Origin of the sequence: Legionella sainthelensi, from assembly GCF_900637685.1 — a bacterium.
GTDB lineage: Bacteria > Pseudomonadota > Gammaproteobacteria > Legionellales > Legionellaceae > Legionella > Legionella sainthelensi.
In genome coordinates this window covers 3,938,834-3,956,851 of sequence record NZ_LR134388.1, presented here as the reverse complement: position 1 = coordinate 3,956,851, position 18,018 = coordinate 3,938,834, and the positions used below count along the sequence as shown (strand labels likewise).

Genomic DNA, 18,018 nt, shown 5'->3' with positions numbered 1-18,018 from the left:
GGTATGTCACAAAAAAACCTGGCATAGCTGCTGGTATGGATGAGTTTTCTCGGAGGGCGCGTATGAACCATTACGAAGTAGGTAGACATACTCCTGATTAATCGATGCTAAGTCGTATTGCTGCAGTACTTAAATTGCCTGTAGCTTATTTTTATGCTGATTCGGATGATTTAGCAGATCTGATTAAGGCATATAAAGGATTAAACAATGAACAGAAAAATATATTGTTTCTGTTTTACATCCTCCTCTTTATTAGAAAAAATGTTGGGAGAGCAGAACACATAGCTTTGACTGTTTATCACCGCAGTAGTTCATTCATTCGCTCTTGAAAGTAATGAGGGTATTTCTTAATTAATATAAGAGCAGATTCGCTGTTTTGTTTTAGAGTCTTAATACATTCTTTCTTCCGAGTACCAGAAAGATTAATAGACATAGCAAGGTCTTGGCAAATAACGCGATCTGCAAAACCAAGTTCATAAAAAGAGATAGATGCTTCTGTAGGCAGGCCATATTTAATACGCTTTTGAAAAAATTGGAGACGCTTTGAAACATCATTACCAGCTTTACAATCTAAATTCGCATAAAATTCACAGACTGCATTTATAACTAAAGCTCCATCATAGGATAGCCCACCTTCACAAATATCGATAATATTTTCAATTTTAATTTTTCTAGGTTTTTTCCCTTTGCCAAGCTTGCAATCTTGTTCTTTAGAAATTTTAAACAATTCGTGAAAGGGAACTCCTAAAAACCACTGTTTAGCAATTGCCATCAATACATCTTGTCTATTAAAATTTCTAAAAGTTTTACTATGAATATGTTGATTGAACAATGGCCATATTAGTTCAATAAATTCTTCTTCCTTAACTGTAATGAGTTCTTCGGTATGTAGTTGTACCCATCTTTCTATTGCTTGAGCTTCATTAACACCATAAAGGGTTTTACCGAATACTTTTCTACGATTTATATCTGTTATATTTGTAGATATATTTTTAGCCAAAATTTTAAATAATTCTTGGAGTTGCTCTCGTTGTTTATCCTCAGCTAAGAAATAAGCCAATGTTTGTTTGGTGAGATCCAGAAGTTCAACCTCTGATAATTCATTATCAGTTACACCCCAGTTAGAAAGTAGAAATCCTTCAATAGACGAGAGCATAATGCTGAAAGATTCGAATTGAGGTCTCAGTGCATCTTCTGTAAATCCCTGCGTGTTATGCGATTTTTCTATTTCTATGATAATTTCATTTAAGGAGTCCCATCCTTTAATGTAGGCTTTGGCAAAAGATAAGATGTCCCACGTTAATGAATGATCCTTTTTATCATTTGATTTATTCCTGTCATTCTGGATGATCAAAGGAATTAATTTAGATAGACTGCTTACGCACTCTTCTGATTTTGTAGGATCAATGAGGTCCTTAACCACTTTCCATCGCCAGCTATCATATCGGCTTAGTTTTTTGTCATAAACTATTGGATCTGCAAATAGAATACTCCCTTCAGTATACATACCAGCGCGCCCAGCACGCCCGATCAAATTATGAAAATCTCGGACTTTAATTTGTTCTGTCCCTTGATAAACGCTGGTAATAATCAGATAACGGATTGGAAGATTTACGCCTTGTGCTAATGTGGATGTGCAAATAACAAATTTGACTAAGTTTTCACGCATGGCATGTTCTACAGCTAGGCGAATACCATGTGGTGTATTGTTATGATGGGTAAAAATGCCATGTTTGGCACTTATAGATGCAGGCGCTAGACTCCCAAGATTTTTAATGTGAAGGTTATAAAGCTTATCAACCTCTTCCTGATTTGAAAATTCTAATGGTATTGGAAGAGGAATACTTCGTTTAATACATTCTACAGCCCTTTTGCAAATACTAGCTGCTGTTGTTTTTTTTCCGCAGAATATAGCGACACTCCCGTTATGAGCGAGTTTTAGACCGAGATAAAGTGCAATATCTTGTCCAGTTTTTTCTGGAAAGTAGCGATCTGTCTTTTCTTTAACTTTCTTCCCAAGATTTAATCTCTCAATAACTCTGGGAACATAAAATTCACTTTGTTCCGTATTTCGGATGTCAACATATTCAATTTTTCCTAAGGGATCAAGCCAACTAGCAAATCCGAGCGATTTAAACGTTGGATTTAGTGTACTTCCTTCTACAACAGTAGGCTTATTATTTAGCCATTTGCCAATCGTTTCCGCATTGCTTATAACAGCCGATATCAAAACTTTCTGCGCTTCTTCAGAAATCATGGATCGCAATGATGTTAGAAGTAATTCATACGTGATCCCTCGAGTACCGCTATCAAATTGATGTCCTTCATCAAAAACCAACAGACCCACCATAGATGCTAGTTCAGGCGAATGGCGAAGGACATACAGAAATTTCTCTGGTGTTATAATCAGAATTTGCTGGTGTCCTAGAAGTTCAGCTATTTCAAAGTCTGTCTGGGGTGTATCAGAAAGTTCGTCCACGTTGATATTTTCATTATGGAAGGCATCCGTTAGACTATTTTTTATTTCATGGCATAACGCTCTAAACGGGGCAATGATTATTGCTAGGGTTATACGATTTGATAAAAAAGAACTTCGCAAGATTAATTCAATTGCTTTTGTTTTTCCTGCGCTAGTGGGCATTTGAACGATAGCAGACTCACCTTTAAGGACATTGGCCTTACCTAATAGATGCTGGGCTGGCCATAGCTCTTTAATAAATGACTCTTTCTCTAAAGTGGGGAGCCATTTGTCGAGAGACAATGCAGAATATAGAGGCAAGGACTTCCAAGTAGAATTTTCAAGCTTAACCCGAATAACTGCCCCAATAATGTCACCGAATAAAAGTTGTCTGGGAGTGCCAAATTCGTAGGCTGCCTTTTTTAGAGTTACACTCAAGTTAATAAGGTTTTCCTCACCAGTACCATTTTTAAAAAACTGAACAAACTCACTGGCAATATTATCAATGTATTTTCTGAATGGGCTATTAGGATTACTTAAATAAGGCTTTAGGTTTGCTTGTAATAACCATAGTAATAGATTCTCTAAACCTTCAGCATCTAAATCCAGAGTCTGTTCATTAAGACGATTTGCTAACAATAATGCGCTTCCAGGAAGATTACAAAGGTAATAAGATGCAGATCCAAGGAGGGCGAAATATGGGTCGAGTGTTTCATTCAGCTTCGATTGCAGATAGGAATCAAAAAAATGGGTAGAGAAAAGTAGATTTTCTCGTAACTCTGAGAGAATTGGAGAATCAGATTTTTCTCTGTTAATAGAGGAAGCAAGGTCGCCCAATAAGCCAATTGAGAGAGTGAATAATTTAAAAGGATCTTGTGGGATTCTGATGTGGTGTTCTTCAGGAATACTATATTCCAACATCTTAGATTTTGAACGGGTGATGCTAAGTAGCTGCTTAGACTTCTGTTCAGGCCTCATCCGCAGCTTTCCTATATAAATTATGAACGAGCGACATCATATCAACCCCCTTTATAACAATCAGTTTAAGGTCATTTGAACAGGGGTGAGTTGCTGTGATGATCGATGACATGAGTTCATTGTCAAACAGTTTGTTTTCAAAAAGTGCTACTGCGCCATATAGTTCCTTATATGGATTATCAACTTCGTTTTGGAAGCGGTCAATTTTTTCAGCATCATCACATTTATTGGAAGCATATAATCTTTGCTTAATAGCATTTAAGGACTCAGCCTTTCTGGTAATATCTTTTGCAGAATCGTTAACTGCGTCTTGAAGTCGTGCTTTGGATTTCCTACCTGAAAATTGCGTTTTGACCTCAAAAATTGCAAGTTTATCCTCCACGGATGTTTTGCCTTCATTTATGAAATAAAAACCCATGACATCACTACCTTTTGTAGATTCGTTTCGGATAGTCTTATCTCTGTAGCGGGTGCGGGGAACCCAATAACCAAGTAGGTATTCAAGAAAATCAGCTACCAAGATTTCCCCAAAATCACCAGCACGAGTGCTTGGACCTGGTGCAGTTTTTTCATCAGGAAATTTTATATTTGTAAGGTATTCTGAACGGGAGTGTTTGGTTCCTTTGCGCCATTTATCAATTTCATGATCAAAACAATAATGGTTTCGAAAATGTTTGGCCCAAGCTGAAAATATTGGGGCATTGTCCTGATACTGAAACTCCCAAATTGAGATTTCTTTACCATCGGAAGTTTGCAATCGCTCGCCAGTGTCGACCAGCCATTTAGTATGTTCTGAACTCCATGGCATGGACTTTCCTTGTGAAGCCAGTAGTTAAAAATTAGGGTACTTCAATTTTACTTTGACTTTTAATCCGTCTACATGATTTTTTCAAACTTTCCAAAACTACTCGTAACTGATTCTATTGGTGGGCCCACTAGGACTTGAACCTAGGACCAACGGATTATGAGTTATATATAAATTTAAAAATATCTTGCGAACTCTACCTCAAACTTCGACACATATTCGACACGAAAAATTTAAGGTTTAATTGATTTTCGCCAAAACCGAGACTGGAATTGGCTCCCCGGACAAGACTCGAACTTGTGACCTAATGATTAACAGTCATCCGCTCTACCGACTGAGCTACCGGGGAATGAGGCCGAATCTTAAAACGATTCTGGTTGGAGGTCAAGTAGATTTAATAATAATTTTTTAAATTTGCGTTGAATTGAGAATTTTTGATCCATTATTAAAAAACGATAACTCTCCTCACTTACCCATAGCGAGGAGAGAATTTAGATTTTATTTACAAAAATTTTGAAGGCGGTTTAACGCATCTTGGAGTGTTTCCATACTGGTTGCAAATGAAAGTCGAATGCAACCTTCGTTGCCGAAAGCGGAGCCTGGGACTAAAGCTACCCCTGCTTCAGTTAACAGTTTTTCTGAAAATTCGAGATCATTGGCATAACCGCGTTTTTCAATAATGGCTTGTACACTGGGGAAAATATAAAAAGTTCCATCAGCAGGGATAACCTCGATGCCAGGGATGTCCTGTAATCGTGAAGCAACAAAGTCATGTCTTTGGTGAAAGGCTTTTACCATTTCTAAAACACTTTCATGACCGCCATTTAATGCAGCTACCGCTGCTCTTTGCGCAATAGAACAAGGGTTTGAAGTCGATTGAGATTGAATGGTTTTCATCGCATTGATTAGGGAGGCTGGACCTGCAGCATAGCCTATGCGCCATCCGGTCATCGCATAAGCTTTGGATACCCCGTTTAATACGATGGTTCTGTCGTATAATTCGGGGCATGCATTAAGTATATTCGCAAAAGGTTGGCTCCATAGAATATGTTCGTACATATCATCTGTGGCAATAATAATCTGGGGGTGCTTTTTCAATACTTCAGCCAATGCCTTTAACTCCTCCAATGTGTAGGATACTCCTGATGGATTGGATGGGCTATTTAAAAAGATGAGTCGTGTTTTAGGGGTAATGGCGTTTTCTAATTGCTGAGCATTAAATTTATACCGTTGGGCTGGAGTGGTCGAAATAAACACCGGAGTTGCATCAGCAAGCAAGACCATGTCTGGATAAGAAACCCAGTAAGGAGCAGGAATGATTACTTCGTCACCTGGATTAAGTAATGCCTGGCATAGATTATAACAACTTTGCTTTCCACCCACAGACACTAAAATCTGATTGAGTTGATAATCAAGCCCATTATCTTGCTTAAATTTATTTTTAATCGCCTCTTTTAATTCAGGTATTCCGTCTACCGCGGTATACTTAGTATAACCTTGTTGAATGGCCAAGATTGCTGCTTCTTTGATGTAATTTGGCGTGTCAAAATCAGGCTCTCCAGTGCCTAAGTTAATCACATCATGCCCTTGTGCACGCATTTGAGTTGCTTTTGCTGCTACAGCCAAAGTCGGGGATGGTTTAACTTTTTGCACGCGTGTTGCCAATGCGATATTCATTTATTGCTCCTGTGAGATATACTATAAAGATATGAAAGATTTATTTAAAATTTATGCCGATTTTCAACCTGCCGGTGATCAGCCAACCGCTATTGCCTCGTTAATCGATGGCTTAAAATCTGGTTTGGCCAAACAAACCCTTTTAGGGGTTACTGGTTCAGGTAAGACCTTTACTATAGCACATGTAATTCAAGCTATGCGAAGGCCTGCCTTAATTATGGCTCCTAACAAGACGCTTGCCGCTCAGCTTTATGGGGAGTTTAAAGCCTTTTTTCCGGATAATGCCGTAGAGTATTTTGTATCCTATTACGACTATTATCAGCCCGAGGCTTATGTGCCTTCTTCTGATACTTTTATCGAAAAGGATTCATCCATCAACGACCATATAGAGCAAATGCGATTGTCCGCAACCAAAGCCTTAATTGAACGTAAAGATGCAATTATTGTTGCCACGGTTTCGGCAATTTATGGCTTAGGTGATCCTGATTCTTATTTGCGTATGGTATTACATCTTTCTCGAGGAGAACAATCGGATCAGCGTAAAATTTTAAGACGACTTGCCGAAATGCAATACACTCGTACTAATTTTGCTCTGGAGCGTGGTCAATTTCGCGTGCATGGGGATGTGATTGATATCTTTCCTGCTGACTCTGAAAAAGAAGCAATCCGCGTTGAGTTATTTGATGACGAGGTCGAAAATATTGCCCAGTTTGATCCACTTACTGGCGAAATCTTGCGACGATTACCACGAGTTACTGTATTTCCTAAAACCCATTATGTAACGCCTCGTGAACGTATCTTGCAAACTGTAGACTGGGTAAAAGAGGAGTTACAAGAACGCTTAGCTGAGTTTAAAGCACAAAATAAATTAGTTGAGGCTCAGCGCCTGGAGCAGCGTACCTATTTTGACATCGAAATGATGTTGGAATTGGGATATTGTTCTGGTATCGAAAATTATTCACGTTATTTATCAGGACGAGACGCTGGAGAGCCTCCTCCTACATTATTTGATTATTTGCCGGAGGAGGCATTGCTGGTTATTGATGAGTCTCATGTTACTGTCCCCCAAATTGGCGGTATGTATCGGGGAGATCGCTCGCGTAAAGAGACTTTAGTACAATACGGTTTTAGACTCCCTTCAGCTCTGGATAATCGACCTTTACGGTTTGAAGAGTTTGAAGCGCGTTCGCCACAAACGATTTACATTTCGGCAACGCCTGGCTCTTACGAACAAGAACATTCCGATAATGTAGCAGAACAAGTTGTGCGTCCAACAGGGCTGATAGATCCAGAAGTTGAAATTCGCCCAGTTCGTACTCAAGTCGATGATTTAATGTCAGAAATTCACCAGGTGACCCAACATAATGGCCGAATTTTAGTTACTACTTTAACGAAACGAATGGCAGAGGATTTAACCGATTATCTGAATGAACATGGAATCAAAGTGCGCTACTTGCATTCAGACATTGATACGGTAGAGCGGGTGGAAATTATTCGCGATTTGCGCTTGGGTGTTTTTGATGTTTTGGTGGGGATTAATTTATTACGCGAAGGTTTGGATATGCCCGAAGTGGCGCTGGTTGCTATTCTTGATGCGGATAAAGAAGGATTTTTACGATCAGATCGTTCCTTGATCCAAACTATAGGGCGTGCGGCACGTAATATGAAAGGACGAGCAATTCTTTATGCCGATAAAATAACCGGGTCCATGCAAAGAGCCTTGGAAGAAACGAACCGCAGGCGCGAGAAGCAACAGGCATTTAATGCGGCACATGGAATCACACCTAAAGGGATTAATAAATCCATAGCAGACATTATGGAAGGTGCCTATCATGGAAAGCGTAAGGCTGCCGTTGCAGAATCAGTCCCGGAATACAAGCATTGGTCCACTCAGGAGCTAATCAAGCATATTAATACCTTGGAAAAACAAATGTATTTACATGCTAAAAACATGGAATTTGAGGCAGCAGCGAAAGTTCGCGATGAATATCTTTTATTAAAGAAACAACTGGTGGAGTGATAGCCCCGACAGACATGGATTATGAACCCTTTTGGTTCAAGTGGGTAGCGAATGAAACGGTTCAGGCTTCCCACTTAAAGTGGGCTTGCACAACGCCGAATTCAGGATGCTTCCCATGCTGTTAGCATTGGTTCTAAAATCACTTGCTATCGGGTTAAGTAGATTATAACATGACCAGCTTGATTAAAGTCAAGAATAAGAAAAAAAAGTCGATACATTTTTATTCAGGTATGAATATCACGTTGTCAATAAAATCCAAAATTATAAGTAGAGTAGTTCTACTTTTGACATAAAAGAGGAGGGCGTTATGGCAGCAACCCTATCAAATATGCTTCCATTGGGAAGTAAAGCTGCTGATTTTAATTTAGTTGATACGCGAAACAACCAAATGGTTTCTCTGGTGCAAAGTACACCATCTGTGGCAACCGTTATTATGTTTCTGTGCAATCATTGTCCTTTTGTCAAGCATATTCAAAGGAAACTCGTGGAGTTAGCTGAATATTATCAGGAAAAAGGCATCCGATTTATTGCGATCAGTTCTAATGATGTAGAAAAATATCCCGCCGATAGCCCAGAAAAAATGTGTCTTGAGGCTGAACAATTTCACTATCCGTTTCCTTATTTGTATGATGAAACACAAGAAGTAGCTAAAGCTTATCAAGCTGCATGTACTCCAGATTTTTATGTTTTTGATAAAGACTTACTGTGTGTTTATAGAGGCTGCCTGGATGAATCCACCCCTGGCAATAATAAACCGGTAACGGGTGAGCATTTACAAAAGGCGTTAGAAAGCATACTTGCAGGAAAACCTGTCAGTGCAGAGCAAAAGCCGAGTATTGGATGTAATATTAAATGGAAGTAAGCTTTTTTTTTGTTCTATAATAAAGCTATAAGTTATTTTACTCTTTAAGCCTTGCATGATAGCAGCAGAGAAATATTGACATTGAATATATTCCCAGCTTAGCATGCAAGAGATATTTTATTTATGGATATGTGATGGGAATTGATCATTTACGCAATTTAGTGAGTGAAGATTTTGAAGCAGTTAATCATTTAATCATTGAAACAATCAAATCTCCCATCCAGTTGATCGATGATATTGCAAATCACGTCATCCAAAGTGGTGGTAAACGCTTGCGATGCCTGTTAGTTCTTTTAGCAAGTCGTGCTTGTGGGTACGAAGGTAAAGAGCACATCATGCTTGCTGCCATGATTGAGTTTTTCCATACAGCTACTCTTCTCCATGATGATGTGATTGATGATTCGACTCTGCGTCGTGGCCGGGAGACTGCTAATAAAATATGGGGCAACAAGGCCAGTATTTTAGTTGGCGATTATTTGTTTACAAAATATTTAGAGCTTATGGTTGAAGTGGGTGATATCGATATTATTCAACTTCTCATTGGCATTGCACCTCAAATGGGTTGTGGTGAAATCCAGCAATTTTCTAATCGCCATAACGCTGATCTTTCTGTTGAAGAATACTTTGACATGATTCGGGCTAAAACAGCGCTTCTTTTTGCTGCCTCTTCTGCTATAGGTGCTCTAATCAGTAAATCAGAACATCAAATTCAGAAAGCAATGTATTCTTACGGCTTGCATCTAGGCAACGCCTTTCAATTAATTGATGATGCTTTGGATTATTGCTCGGATGCCCAAACAATTGGAAAAAACATTGGTGATGATTTAGCAACTGGCAAAATTACTTTACCGTTACTGCAAGCATTAAAATACGGTACGCCCGAACAACAAATAAAAATAAAAGAAAGTCTGGAAAAAGGAACGCTTCTACATTTACCCGCAATATTAGATGCGATCACTGAAACAAAAGCGATTGAATACACGCGCGATATTGCTGATAAAGAAGCAGATTTTGCAATTGATGCATTAAGTATTTTACCTGATTCAAGTTATAAAAAAGCCCTTGAGGAATTAGCCCGATATGCTGCTCAGCGCAAGCATTAAATTTAAGATTAAATGCGGGGTGTTGAAACATTGAGGTCTTATACTACAATAAAGTTATACCTTTATGAGCAGTTTTTTAGTGATTTGGTAAATAGTAAAACCTCCGATGTTATTCCCTCGGTTTTAAAGTCATTATAAATTGGTATATTGGCATTGATGAAGTATAATTAACAAGGCTCGATATAAAAGCCATATGCTTTTATGTCGCTAAACGAACGATATCTCGTAATATGCACCGCGTTTATACGGGATCCGGTTCTAAATAAAACAGCTTGGTAAATCATTTTATTTTTTATATCAAGCAGACGTTTAACATTCTGGCATACTAAGTACTCAGCATGAGCTATCAAATTTATTCGTCACTGGGACCTAATTATGGAAGATCTTGATACACTTCTAAAGCCTTTTTGGGGGTCCGAGAAATGGATCCTTGAAGGATGGAACAAAATCACTGATGACGAACGAAAAGACATCAAAAATCGAGTAGAGAACCTTTTTAAAAATGGTCTTCCTTTTGAAATAAAATATGACAAGCTTCTGTATCTTTATATTTTTTCTTTGATGGCGCAATTGGAAGTTTTGGGTATTCAGCTCCCTATGCGTTTTGAAGATAAAATGCATAACCCCGAGCTGAAAAAGCGAATGCGGGCACAATTAGTGGATGAAATTTATCACGCGATTGTTTTTACTAAAATCATATTCACCCTCTGTGCTCCTTATGCAACGCCTCCTGCTTATAATCAAGAAATTGAGCGGATTTGTGAGTTTATTCGTGCCCAAGATTGTCTCAAAGTAGGCATGGTTGTTATGAACTTAGTCTGTGAAGGCTTGGTTGAAGAAGTGTTTACCATTTTTCACAAATACGGTGTCGCTACCGAACTTTTTGAACTGATTATTGAAGATGAACATCGACACGTTTGTGAAGCGGATTTATACCGAGAAATAGGTTTACCGGATAAAGAGATTTTAGCGGAGAAACTGCGCGCATTAGAAGAGCTCCTTATTTCTGCTTTTTCATTACAGCCTAAATATGATGTGGCGCTCAGTGTGCTAATCGGTCCAAGAGGTACGGGTGAGTTCCTGATGGCTTTGCAGGAAAAACACATTCGCCAACTTAAAAAAATAGATATGGTCCCGAGTGAGAAATGGGAACTGGTTTTCCAGCTCGCACCGGAAGCTATAGCGGAATTAGAACCTCATAAAGAAGAAATAACTCGTGAAGCAGAGCTTGAAATCTTTGAAGTGGAAATGACGCCACTGAAGAAAATTTTCATGTATCAGTTAGATAATCCTGGTGATCCTACCACCGTAGCTCAGTTCAGTATTGATATTAGCAATTTTGGTTATTTTGATAATAAATACCCACCTGAACTTTTAACACCCTTAATGATGCAGGCTGTAAGCCATATGGGAGCTACTGAAGATTCATTTCGAAATTTTCTAAGTTATAAAAAAATGTATCGTACTCGGGGTGCCTATGTTGCGCTTTATCAGAAATTACCAGGCTGTGGCGATCATTTAGCTACTATCTTTTTTAGAGATTGTCATGAGTTAAGCCCGATTGAAATGCTCCCCCGAATAAAACGCACTATAGAGATGATGGTGTATTGCTATAAAAAGCGAGAGCAAGTAGAGAAAGAACACCCGGAACTTAAACGACGTTTAGATGATTTGCTTTATGAATATGCTCATGATGTTTATCCTTGTCCTATTCCTGTCAGTTATGGGGCATATATAGCTAATGCTCAAGAATGCGGGTATGAGCAAGTTGTAGCTCCTTTGTTGAAGCAAACGAACTTACAGCTGACACTCCTGGCTGTTGATCGAAAACCCGTTTGGAACAATGCAACGCGTTCATTTGAACCCAAAGATGTGTTGCCTGTATCTCTTAGTGCAGATGGTCGAATTTTTGATGGCACTTTACCTGTTCCGAAATTACTCAATGAATCCTTTCAATTAATGTTCGAAAAGATGAACGAACGCATGAAGAGTCCATTGAAAGATAGTGACATAGCAGAAAATAATTACCAGGAAAAGGCAGACAAAATTGCTGAAACCCTATTAACTAAAGAAAAGATTAAACGTGGGGAAAAAATTGCCCACTATTTAGCGAGTAAAAAAATAGTACTCAAAGAAGCCCGTAGAATTTTTGGCGATGATATTGAGGATTTCGAGTTATATGGGGAAAAGTTATCTCAATACTCCGATTTTAAAAATATTGCCAATAATCTTTTACTTGATTATTTAGGATTTAATGCAGAAGAAGCAGCGAAAAATGAAAAGCTTACGCGCATGATCGATAAAATGTTGGCCGAAAATGTAGAAATGGGATATCGCATACTGTCTACCTTACAAACCCTATGGCTCGATTATGTAGATATTGAGGCGGTTTTTAATACTGCCTATAAAAAAGTAGCGCAAACGCGACTGATCAAATTGGCTAAATTTATTCCTACTATTGGTAAACGCTTAAAATACGAAGATCCTGATGAGTGATGATTTATCCGGGTAGCTGTTTTTGCTACTTTTGTCGATAAAGCGAGCTCTCATCATGGTTCTAACTAAACCATGTGTGAGCTGGATTGCGGATAGAAATGCCTGTATTGATGGTATCTGATACCGTGGAACAAAGCCACGGTATTAGGAGTGGAGTCCATCTACCTCCCCTTATTTCTTGAACTCTGGTTGTGGGTAACTCACTGGATAGGTGTTCTCTAGCGATTGTCCAGTATGTGGTTGGGCAAAAAAACCAGGGTATACGCTTGGTGCTGTCGGCCAAGAAACCGAAGTTGCATAAGGATTGCTTTCTCCTATCGGTGCGTTGTATAACGGAGCCGGAGGAGCGCTGGGTTCGAAACCAGGAACAAAGGGGGGCGGGAAGCTTTCATTGGGAAGCAACCGAACGGATGAAATAGGGATTCGTCGATTCAGTTCCTTTTGCATTGCGAGCAACTGAGCCCACATCCCCGAGCCTGGTTCTGGTTGGAATAACCCTCTTTTTACCGCAAAAAATTTACCTAAAGGTGTTTGTTTTGATAGTGCTTGATTAACCAATTCTCTCTTCATAAAGAGCGGCAAGGATTGAATATAGTTTAAAACACGCTCTTTATTGTTTCCATATTTACCTAAAGCGGCCAACGCTTCTGGTTCAAGGCACTCCTTTGATTTCACACGCCATTGGGAACAATCTATCGTATGCTCCTGTTTAATAGGGGGGAGATGCAATCGGCTTCCTCTAACCAGGATGCCTGCACTAGCAAAAACTAATAATGCTGCTGCGTCGCTGTCTATAGATTGTTGGTGTAGAAGATTATATAGAGGAGATTGCCCCGAGTGGTTTACTTTTTTAGCATTTACGCCCAGTTTAACTGCTAAAGAGATATGGCTTAGACAATTTGAAATAACCGCATGTTGCAGCAAATTATTGCCATAATTATCTTCCGTATCAACTTGTGCACCAGCTTGTATTAATACAGCGGCAGCCTCAAAATCTATGGGGTGATTATTCAATAAACATTGCAAGGGGGATAAACCCATTTTATTAGGTTTTTGAATGTCCAAGCCTAATCCTAATACTGCGGGAATCAGGGCATAAGCTTTGCAATAAATGATCAGATGCAGCAAGGTATCGCCATTTATATTGGGAGTATTAGGATTTGCTCCGGCCCGGATAAGGGCCGTGACTCCTGCTAAATTAAATTCTGATTGTGATAAATAATCTCTTAACTCGACATCATGACTCATTTAAATTTCCTTATTAGATGCTTAAAACGTATCGGTATCTATGAAATAACTGTTGTCGCTCCTCAAAATCTGGAGATTTACATTAAAATAATTGGTTCTTAAAAGAAAGCATTTAATACACCCCAATCTTTGTGTTTTTTATTGAAATTTTGATTACGTTTAATAATTAATACGAATATTTTAGATAATTAGCTATCTCTTTATGAGTTATTGATAACTATACTATAAATTAAATCCGCCAAAGGGGATTGGTATGAAAAAAGAGACTTTTAATAAAAAAATTATTCTGCTGGGATTTGGCTGTATCGGGCAAGCAATATTACCGTTATTGATTCATCGATTAAATAGTTCTCCATCACAAATTTTAATTATCACTGATGAGGATTCTGCAATTTCTCTTGCCAACAAATTTGCAGTTAATATTTTTATTCAAAAGATTACGCAACAAAATTATGCGGAAATTATCGGCAAGCAACTTGCATCAGATGATTTAGTTATTGATGTTTCTATAGGTATTTCAAGTGCGTCCATAATTGAACTTTGCAATGAGAAACAGGCATTGTATATAAATGCCTCTATAGAAGAGTGGGGTGAAAGTCTTTTTGAAAAAAATATTCCTGAAGAACGGACTAATTATTGGTTACGAGAAACTGTTTTAAAATTAAAAGGAACAATTAAGAAAACGGCTGTACTTACTCATGGTGCTAATCCTGGATTGGTTTCTCACTTTGTAAAACAGGCTTTATTAAATATGGCTAAGGATAATAATCTTCAAATTTCTATCCCAAAAAATCAATTGGAATGGGCTCAACTTGCCTCTACACTTAATATCAAAGCAATACACATTGCAGAACATGATACACAGGTGACACACTCCCCTAAAAAATTAGGAGAATTTGTTAATACCTGGTCTATCAATGGATTTATCGAAGAAATGAAACAACCTGTGGAAATAGGATGGGGTAGTCATGAACGCCATTTTCCTATCGATGGAAAAATTCATTCGCAGGGAGAAAAATCCAGTATCTATATAGAACGTCCCAGTGGAAGCTTTAAAGTTCGTTCTTGGACTCCAAGCTTTGGTCCTTATCATGGATTTTTAATTACCCATCCCGAGACCACCTCCATTACGAGTTATCTAACTTTGAAACACGATGATGAAATTTTATATAGACCCACAGTTCTTTATGCTTATTGTCCTTGTCCGGATGCCATTTTATCTATTTATGAATTACAAAGTAACGAGTGGATTCCCCAAAAAAATAGTCGCTTAATTGTAGACGAAATAGTGGAAGGAGTGGATGAGCTTGGTGTCTTACTTATGGGTAATGCTAAGGGGGCTTATTGGTTTGGTTCTACTTTGTCTATTGAATCAACTCGTGAACTAGTTGCTCATAATAACGCAACGAGTTTACAAGTTGTTGCGGGGTTGCTTGCTGGGATAATTTGGGCGATACAACATCCTAACCAAGGCTTGGTGGAGCCGGATGAGTTAAATTATGGCGAAGTTTTACAAAATGCATTACCTTATCTTGGGAAGGTAGGGGGTTACTATACTGATTGGACTCCCTTACAAAATAGAAAAAAATTATATTTCGAAGAATTGGATTTTTCAGACCCTTGGCAATTTATTAATATGCAGTCCAATAAGTAAATAGTGTTTCCTTAGACGCATTAACCGCCTAAAACTTTTCTGGATCGGCTGCCTCCCAATGAGCCCTGTAACTTTCCGGAATATCAGAACTTAATAGTTGTCCTGGTGTAAGGTATTCGTAGATCTCATTAAAAGACTTAACTTCTTGCACACTCACTCTTCTCATAATATGGTTGGGTTTCAAATCACTGGGATTGTCTAAGCCTAACGATCCGACCATTTCTAAAAAGCTTTTCATGGTATTTTTATGGAAATTTGCAACTCGGTATTTTTTATCATCCACTACTAAACCATATTGTAAGCGTTTGCTTTGCGTTGCTACTCCTGTTGGGCAGGTGTTGGCATTACATTGCTTGGTTTGTAAACAACCCGTAGCCAGCATCATTGCTCTTGCAGCATTACACATATCAGCTCCCAAGGCGATATTGGTGAGCAAATCAAAACCATTAGCCACCTTACCACTACAGATAATACGTACTTTATCGCGTACATTAATTCCTACTAAAGCATTATGCACAAAAACTAATCCAGCCTCTAAAGGGGTACCAATAAAATTGGTGTATTCCACGGGCGCAGCTCCAGTGCCTCCTTCGGCGCCGTCAACAGTAATAAAGTCAGGTAGGATGTTTGTTTTTAACATAGCTTTACAGATTGCAAGAAACTCGTCTCTGCGCCCAAGACATAGCTTGAATCCAACAGGTTTTCCATGAGACAAATCACGTAATTTTTTTATGAAATGGAGCAAACCAATGGGGGTACTAAACGCGGTATGTGCAATCGGCGATACTACATCCTGACCCATGGAAACTTTTCTGGCTTTGGCGATTTCTGCAGTAAGTTTAGCTGCTGGCAAGATCCCACCATGAGAGGGTTTGGCACCTTGAGAGAGTTTAATCTCTATCATTTTTACTTCTTTACGGTTTGCTTCTGTGGCAAATTCTTTTTCATCAAAATTACCTTGTGCATCACGACAACCAAAATAGGCAGTTCCTATTTGAAATACAATATCGCCCCCTTGTAAATGATAGGGGCTTAATCCCCCTTCTCCAGTGGATTGAGCAAAACCACCAATCATCGCTCCTTTATTCATGGCCATAATAGCCTTTCCTGACAAGGAACCAAAACTCATCCCGGAGATATTAAATCGGGATGCATTATAAGGTTGTAAACAGTCAGGGCCTCCAACGACAATTCTGGATTCTACTTCAGAATGATGTTTTGGTGCTAAAGAATGTAATGCCCATGTGTAGCCCACACTTAAAATATCCCGCTCTGTTCCATAGGGTATGGTGTCGCGCGTATTTTTGGCACGTTCATAGATAAGTGAGCGTGTCTCACGATTATATGGAAGTTCACTTTCATCAGTTGCAATGAAATATTGTTGGATTTCAGGGCGCAAGAACTCTAAAAAATAGCGCACATGGCCCAAAACTGGAAAATTACGTAAAATGGTATGTTTCGTTTGTACTAAATCATAGATCCATATGATTATAACGGGGATAAGAAAAGCAACAAACCACCTAATATCACTCAGCATAATAAAAAATGCGAGAGTAATTAATAGGGCTACTCCAAAGCCTATATACCATTGGCGTCTCATTTTTAGTCCCTTTAATGGATTATATTTAAGTAAAAATTAGCACGAACTTTACAGCAATTAAAATACGTTCAGAAAGACAACTAGTCTGTTTCTGTAATACTTTCTAATAATTCGCCATCAACCATTTTATTGATTTTATTTTCTAATGAAGTAATAAATTGAGTTACTTGATGTTGCTGATAAGCCTGCTTATTTTTGCATAATATTAATTCATGGCTTATATCAAGAGCAGCAAGTAGTAAAGTTTGCAGATTATCAAGTTGTTTTGATTTCTTTTTATTAATGAGGATTTGGTTATTTAATTTCTGTACTGCAAGGTGTAAATTAGCCTCTTCGCCTTCAGGACACTTTATTTCATAAGTTGCATTAAGCAATTTAATGGTGCATGTTTTCATATGAGTCATAATAATAGACCTTTATAATTCCAATGGATGCTAAGAATAGTAACAATTTTGCTTGCAAGCAGCAATTAGTAGGGTGAACGCTTGCATTAAATCGGTTATTATGGAGTTTACTTTAATAGATGAGTTGAATATGTCTGAGAAAGAACATTTGCATTTGCCTAATTATGGCGAATTTTCCAATAACATTAGTGTATTAAAATTACAGATATCTGCCAGTTTATTACATGGAGCGATGTGTGGCTATCTTTGTGCAGGCGCAGATATTCAAGGTGAGGCTTATTTGCGTGCCTTATTGAATAATAAAAAGGATGAAACCAGTCGCAATGCTGTTTTAGCGATGTTTGCTGTTTTTTCAATAAGCCAGCAACAAATTTGCAGCCTGGATTTTGGATTTGAAATGATGCTTCCTGATGAGTATGAACCCTTATTGGTACGGGCACAAGCTTTTAGTGAATGGTGTCAAGGGTTTATTGAGTCGTTGAAACTTGCAGGTATTGGTGTCGAACGATTTCATGACGAAGAAGCACAAGATGCATTTCAACACCTTATCGAGTTTGCCGAGCTTGACTGTGACACCATAGATGTGGGTGAAGATGATGAACGTGCATTGATGGAAGTGAGCGAATATACTCGGATGGCAGTGCTGCGTTTGTATAGTGACTTGGTGATGGGTGAGCCTAGTGGAAATTCTGGAATAACGCATTAATAAAGGA

Annotated in this window: 12 protein-coding genes, 1 tRNA gene and 1 other RNA gene; 6 read left to right on the top strand and 8 right to left on the bottom strand. The window is 38.5% G+C overall.

Annotation, left to right across the window (positions count from 1 at the left end; genetic code table 11):
- Positions 1 to 298 precede the first annotated feature (298 nt).
- The 4 genes from EL220_RS17195 to EL220_RS17180 form a co-directional block, all read right to left on the bottom strand.
- Positions 299 to 3,436, bottom strand: a complete 3,138-nt coding sequence (locus EL220_RS17195) for a DEAD/DEAH box helicase (RefSeq protein ID WP_027270482.1) — start codon at positions 3,434 to 3,436, stop codon at positions 299 to 301.
- On the bottom strand, positions 3,426 to 4,244 hold the full coding sequence (locus EL220_RS17190) for a Hachiman antiphage defense system protein HamA (protein WP_027270483.1): 819 nt from the start codon (positions 4,242 to 4,244) through the stop codon (positions 3,426 to 3,428). Before EL220_RS17190 ends, EL220_RS17195 begins: the two co-directional genes overlap by 11 nt.
- Positions 4,245 to 4,514: 270 nt before the next feature.
- Positions 4,515 to 4,590 (bottom strand) — tRNA-Asn (locus EL220_RS17185).
- Between the two features lie 149 nt (positions 4,591 to 4,739).
- A complete protein-coding gene (locus EL220_RS17180) occupies positions 4,740 to 5,918 on the bottom strand; it encodes a pyridoxal phosphate-dependent aminotransferase (RefSeq protein WP_027270484.1) in 1,179 nt (392 codons plus the stop codon).
- 31 nt (positions 5,919 to 5,949) lie between these two features.
- Here EL220_RS17180 and uvrB point away from each other — a divergent pair, with 31 nt between their 5' ends.
- The gene (uvrB, locus tag EL220_RS17175; RefSeq protein ID WP_027270485.1) at positions 5,950 to 7,938 is read left to right on the top strand and encodes an excinuclease ABC subunit UvrB; all 1,989 of its coding nucleotides are present in this window, start codon (positions 5,950 to 5,952) and stop codon (positions 7,936 to 7,938) included.
- Here the strand turns inward: uvrB and ssrS are convergent.
- A non-coding RNA gene (gene ssrS / locus EL220_RS17170) (6S RNA) lies at positions 7,936 to 8,106 on the bottom strand. The genes uvrB and ssrS overlap by 3 nt on opposite strands.
- 139 nt (positions 8,107 to 8,245) lie before the next feature.
- Between ssrS and EL220_RS17165 the strand changes: the two genes are divergently transcribed.
- The 3 genes from EL220_RS17165 (at position 8,246) to EL220_RS17155 (ending at position 12,399) form a co-directional block, all read left to right on the top strand.
- Positions 8,246 to 8,800: a thioredoxin family protein gene (locus tag EL220_RS17165; protein ID WP_027270486.1), complete on the top strand. Its 555-nt coding sequence runs from the start codon at positions 8,246 to 8,248 to the stop codon at positions 8,798 to 8,800.
- Between the two features lie 134 nt (positions 8,801 to 8,934).
- Entirely contained in the window at positions 8,935 to 9,903 is a 969-nt protein-coding gene (locus EL220_RS17160) for a polyprenyl synthetase family protein (RefSeq protein WP_027270487.1), read from the top strand.
- 375 nt (positions 9,904 to 10,278) lie between these two features.
- Complete coding sequence (locus tag EL220_RS17155; RefSeq protein WP_027270488.1) at positions 10,279 to 12,399, top strand: hypothetical protein; 2,121 nt, start codon at positions 10,279 to 10,281, stop codon at positions 12,397 to 12,399.
- A 171-nt stretch (positions 12,400 to 12,570) separates the two neighbouring features.
- Here EL220_RS17155 and EL220_RS17150 read toward each other — a convergent pair whose 3' ends face one another.
- Complete coding sequence (locus EL220_RS17150; protein ID WP_027270489.1) at positions 12,571 to 13,647, bottom strand: ankyrin repeat domain-containing protein; 1,077 nt, start codon at positions 13,645 to 13,647, stop codon at positions 12,571 to 12,573.
- A 253-nt stretch (positions 13,648 to 13,900) separates the two neighbouring features.
- On the opposite strand from EL220_RS17150, the gene EL220_RS17145 reads away from it, so the two are divergent.
- Entirely contained in the window at positions 13,901 to 15,301 is a 1,401-nt protein-coding gene (locus tag EL220_RS17145; protein WP_027270490.1) for a saccharopine dehydrogenase C-terminal domain-containing protein, read from the top strand.
- Between the two features lie 28 nt (positions 15,302 to 15,329).
- Here EL220_RS17145 and EL220_RS17140 read toward each other — a convergent pair whose 3' ends face one another.
- Together EL220_RS17140 and EL220_RS17135 are read right to left on the bottom strand one after the other, a co-directional pair.
- Entirely contained in the window at positions 15,330 to 16,901 is a 1,572-nt protein-coding gene (locus EL220_RS17140; RefSeq protein ID WP_027270491.1) for an FMN-binding glutamate synthase family protein, read from the bottom strand.
- A gap of 80 nt (positions 16,902 to 16,981) precedes the next feature.
- Positions 16,982 to 17,305 (bottom strand): cell division protein ZapA, encoded by a 324-nt coding sequence (locus tag EL220_RS17135; protein ID WP_027270492.1) that lies wholly within the window; start codon positions 17,303 to 17,305, stop codon positions 16,982 to 16,984.
- Between the two features lie 130 nt (positions 17,306 to 17,435).
- On the opposite strand from EL220_RS17135, the gene EL220_RS17130 reads away from it, so the two are divergent.
- Entirely contained in the window at positions 17,436 to 18,011 is a 576-nt protein-coding gene (locus EL220_RS17130; RefSeq protein ID WP_027270493.1) for a UPF0149 family protein, read from the top strand.
- Positions 18,012 to 18,018: the final 7 nt, after the last annotated feature.